The 3,906-nt window shown below is 45.5% G+C and carries 6 protein-coding genes; 5 read left to right on the top strand and 1 reads right to left on the bottom strand.

Annotated features, from left to right (window positions below; translation table 11 throughout):
• Nucleotides 1-474: 474 nt before the first annotated feature.
• Complete coding sequence (locus QUA34_RS29795; RefSeq protein WP_333332740.1) at nt 475-648, bottom strand: hypothetical protein; 174 nt, start codon at nt 646-648, stop codon at nt 475-477.
• Nucleotides 649-916: 268 nt separating this feature from the next.
• Here QUA34_RS29795 and QUA34_RS29790 point away from each other — a divergent pair, with 268 nt between their 5' ends.
• The 5 genes from QUA34_RS29790 (at nt 917) to QUA34_RS29770 (ending at nt 3,883) form a co-directional block, all read left to right on the top strand.
• Nucleotides 917-1,675, top strand: a complete 759-nt coding sequence (locus QUA34_RS29790; protein WP_333391086.1) for a phytochelatin synthase family protein — start codon at nt 917-919, stop codon at nt 1,673-1,675.
• Nucleotides 1,676-1,807: 132 nt separating this feature from the next.
• On the top strand, nt 1,808-1,981 hold the full coding sequence (locus QUA34_RS29785) for a hypothetical protein (protein ID WP_333332734.1): 174 nt from the start codon (nt 1,808-1,810) through the stop codon (nt 1,979-1,981).
• A complete protein-coding gene (locus QUA34_RS29780; RefSeq protein WP_333332732.1) occupies nt 1,978-2,121 on the top strand; it encodes a hypothetical protein in 144 nt (47 codons plus the stop codon). Before QUA34_RS29785 ends, QUA34_RS29780 begins: the two co-directional genes overlap by 4 nt.
• A gap of 13 nt (nt 2,122-2,134) precedes the next feature.
• The gene (locus QUA34_RS29775; protein WP_333391082.1) at nt 2,135-3,085 is read left to right on the top strand and encodes a site-specific integrase; all 951 of its coding nucleotides are present in this window, start codon (nt 2,135-2,137) and stop codon (nt 3,083-3,085) included.
• 177 nt (nt 3,086-3,262) lie between these two features.
• Nucleotides 3,263-3,883, top strand: coding sequence for a hypothetical protein (locus tag QUA34_RS29770; RefSeq protein WP_333391079.1), 621 nt, complete (start codon nt 3,263-3,265; stop codon nt 3,881-3,883).
• Nucleotides 3,884-3,906: the final 23 nt, after the last annotated feature.

Genomic DNA, 3,906 nt, shown 5'->3' with positions numbered 1-3,906 from the left:
ATATCGCCATGATCCGTATCATGGTTCGACGGCTTGCATGATTTTTGACTTACTTGGACTTTTCAAACATCCTCTAAGGCGATGGATGTTTTCATGTCTCTAGTGGCGACTACCCGCAAATTAGGAATTAGCTTTTTTGAATATATGCACGACCGTATTTCTTACCTGGGAAATATTCCATCTCTAGGGACGATTATTCGTCAACAATCTTCGGTTTATTCTCTGGGTGAGTCCTGGTCTGATTGATGAAATTCAAAAAAATATAAAGGCTCTGAATTATTGCTCCTTGATTCTTGTAGTAAGGGTCGTATAAACCCACGGTTAATTGTGACTTTAGTGGCTAAAAAAGACTATGACATCCTTGATTTTATGATTAATAATACGTCAGATTCTACCATGCTGTGCCTAGATTGTGAACCTTCTTTTTTTGCTGTTACCCCGATTTATTGAGCGGATACGATACTGGTTCTTTATTCAAGATATTGCCAACCTCCGCACCGATTGATTGAAAGCGCAAGTCCGTTGTACTTTTTGTTGGGGCGTTAACTGTCGCAATAGCTGAAACATCAGCACGTCAGCTTCAATGCTGGTATCTATAGATTGTGGTTTGTATCCTGACTTGACTGTGACTGTGGGTATTGGCGGCATGATGCAATCTTGCTCCCAGGCATAGATTTCAAAATTCTATTACAGAATCCCTGTTTTTTAGACAGCTTGATAACAATGATAGTTTTCCTTAATTATAATGAAAATGTAACCATGAAAAGACTTGCTATAATGGTGTCCAAAGCAAAGGCGATAGTTACCAGAGCTACTAACCAGATAACAAGGTTTAGACGGTGTAATGTTTAATTATTCAACGAAAAATTCTGACTAAGATTTTTTTCACACAACTGTTCTTGGGAGAGATGAAGATATGGACTTAAATCCAACGGCTGGCAATCACCGATGGCGAGGGCGACTAATAAAAGCTGGAGGGGGTATTCTACTAATCTTCGGCACAGGTTTAAGCGTTTTCACCTGGAAACTCTTCTCGCCACCTTCTGTTAATCGACTACCACTTCCCAAAACTTTAGTTTCTCTAGAATCACCGGAAGGACGACAACTACTGAACCAAAGCAAGAGCAAACAGGATTTTCCACTGCTTAGCACCCACATTGAAACCCAAAAACGTCCCGCCTATTGTGGTGTGGCTAGTAGTGTGATGGTTCTGAATGCACTCGGCACCAAAAAACAGGGATATCGCACCCTGAACCAAGACACCTTTTTTGACGGTCAAACCCAGAGCATCCGCTCTTCTTATGCCGTCACTTTTTCGGGGATGACTCTTGATGAATTAGCGGCTTTGCTCAGAAGTCACAACGTCAAAGTTGAGGTCTATTATGCGTCAGAGACAACACTTAACCAATTTCGCAGCCAAGCTAAAGCTAACCTTGCCCGTTCTGGCGACTATATAATCGTGAACTACCAACGCTCTGTTTTGGGTCAGGGTAAAAGCGGGCATATTTCCCCCCTCGCTGCCTATCACGAACAAAGCGATCGGTTTTTGATTGAAGACGTAGCCAGTTATAAATATCCGCCTGTATGGACTTCTACTGAAAATCTTTGGAAAGCGATGAATACTACTGATTCAGCTTCTAAAAAGACACGCGGATATCTAATTGTGCATCAGTAAAAGACCGAATTAGGCATTGCATAGCTGGGCTTCAACCCTTACTCAAAAATGACAAAACTGCGGGTGCGACCAAAACTCATTGGAGCATTATGCTATTTTTGATTTGAACTTTATCAGTTTGGGCAAAGCATTATGTCTAAACTTTTTGCCGTAGTTGTAGCAACCATTCCAGAGTATTACGACTACAAAAACGCTCACCCAGAACACGACCCTAATCAACTAGCTTGGTTTCGCCAGCAACAGGAGAAAGGAATACTACTGTGTTGTGGCCCGTTTTTCCCCTTGATGGAACAGGGCTTTGGGTGATTCAGGCAGAAAATGTGGAAGAAGCTCAAAAGATTGTTAACAGCAGTCCCCGCGCCCTGGATGGTATGTTAGCAGAATCTACCAGAGTAGTGGAGTGGCAGGTGCATATTGGGTGCGAGCGTTTTGGGGATAGTAAATAGGCAGGGGCTATATATGTTATTCCCACCACTATTGCATACCGCCCAACTAAATATTGACCCGAAAAAGCGGTGCAAAGACATATTTATTCCTATCAACCCCAGCGCTTGTATCATTAACCAAACATATCAAACCCCCGGAGCGATCGCCCGAACAAAACCCTTGACCTCGTTCACCCGCCACATTAAGAAATACCCCCGACGGATGCAGCAATGTAGTATTTGCGGCAAACTCTCATGTGTTGGGCCGGTATACACTCCTGATGGAAATAGAGGGACACGGACAAGCCAAATCCTTACGCAACAGGAAATTGAACTGCTGTTTGACAAAGGTTTGCAAACCTCACGCGATCGCACGCTGTTCGGAGTTTGTCTCTACACCGCTTGTCGGATTGCCGAAGCTTGTTCGTTAATGGTCAAGGATATCTACACAAACTCTGGCACCGTCCGTTCTACGATTAACTTCCGCAAAGCCAACACCAAAGGAAAACTCCAAACCCGAACAATTCCAGTGATAGAGGATTTGCGATCGCTCCTGACATCTTGGAAACCCAACGCGGGTCAGATTTACTTATTTCCCGGCCGCTACCCCAAGCATCATTGGAAGCATCTGCACACCAACTCAGCGGATCGGATTTTGAGAGAAGCGTTCGATCGCGCCGGCATCGAGGGAGCATCCACCCACAGCTTCCGTCGCAGCGCCCTGACGAGCGATGAGCAACGCCGGAATCCCGCTGCGGATTATTCAAGAAATCAGCGGTCACAGCAACCTCGAACAGTTACAGCGCTACTTAGAAGTGAAGCCGGATCAAGTCAAAGGAGCGATGGCGAGTCTTTCCATGCTTTCCTACGCGGGGAAGAGGTATTTCCCCGCGTACAGGATGAATTGCCCGCTGTGCCGTTACCGAGAGAGCAACTGCCACAAGACCAATCCGACGACGCTGCCCAAGAAATTCCCGACTGGTGACGAGCAATTTTAGATTTTAGATTTTAGATTTTAGATTGACAGTCGCGCATCAAGAGCATCGAATGCCGATCGCTTTCTTTCCCAAGGCAGGAGCCCTCACCCCCTGGATTTGTTACCATTCTCGATCATGTGGAGCGGGTGCATCTACAAACCTGCTCAAAGGAGAATTGACAGACAATGTGGCTAAAATTTGGTGTTGCTCTCAGTGGTGAACTGATGAGCATTGATGAAGTTGTGCGCGGAAAAACTAACCTCGCTTGCCTCTACTGCGGTGGCGGATTGACAGCAAAAAAGGGGTCAGTGAAAGAACATCACTTCGCGCACACCGGGGAAACTTGCAAGCCCGTGTCACAGCGGATTAAAGCCAAAGCTTTCCCATCGCTTCCCCTCTACGATAATTTCAACATCGAACTCAAGGAAGAGGAATTGGAACAGTTGAAAGTGCTGTGGAAAGAGTACGGGGTTCAAAAGCGATCGATTCCCAAAGACTTGGTAAACTTTCGGTGGGAACTCAAAGGATTGCTAGAGTCGTCGGGCGATCGCTCTTATGAGTTTACTCACCTCGGTAAAATCCCCGTCGGCGCTCTTCCCCTGGCGCTGTTCAACCAAGTCCAAGAACCGCTGCTGGTGTCAGAGTTAGTTACGTTGGAAGGCTCTGTAGAAATTGCCGAAGCTGGGGGGTTATCTTGTTTAGAAGAACGGCGGGCTGATTTGCTAATTTATCGAGCACAGTTGAGGCGAATTGGGAGCATGTCAATGAAAGCAGTGAGTAATTATACTTATGAAGTTTTTCCCTGATTTCCAATTAACCCGTTCAAGTA

Origin of the sequence: Microcoleus sp. POL10_C6 (assembly GCF_036701585.1) — a bacterium.
Lineage (GTDB): Bacteria > Cyanobacteriota > Cyanobacteriia > Cyanobacteriales > Microcoleaceae > Microcoleus.
The sequence above is the reverse complement of the archived record's forward strand: the minus strand, read 5'-3'. Positions and strand labels throughout refer to the sequence as shown.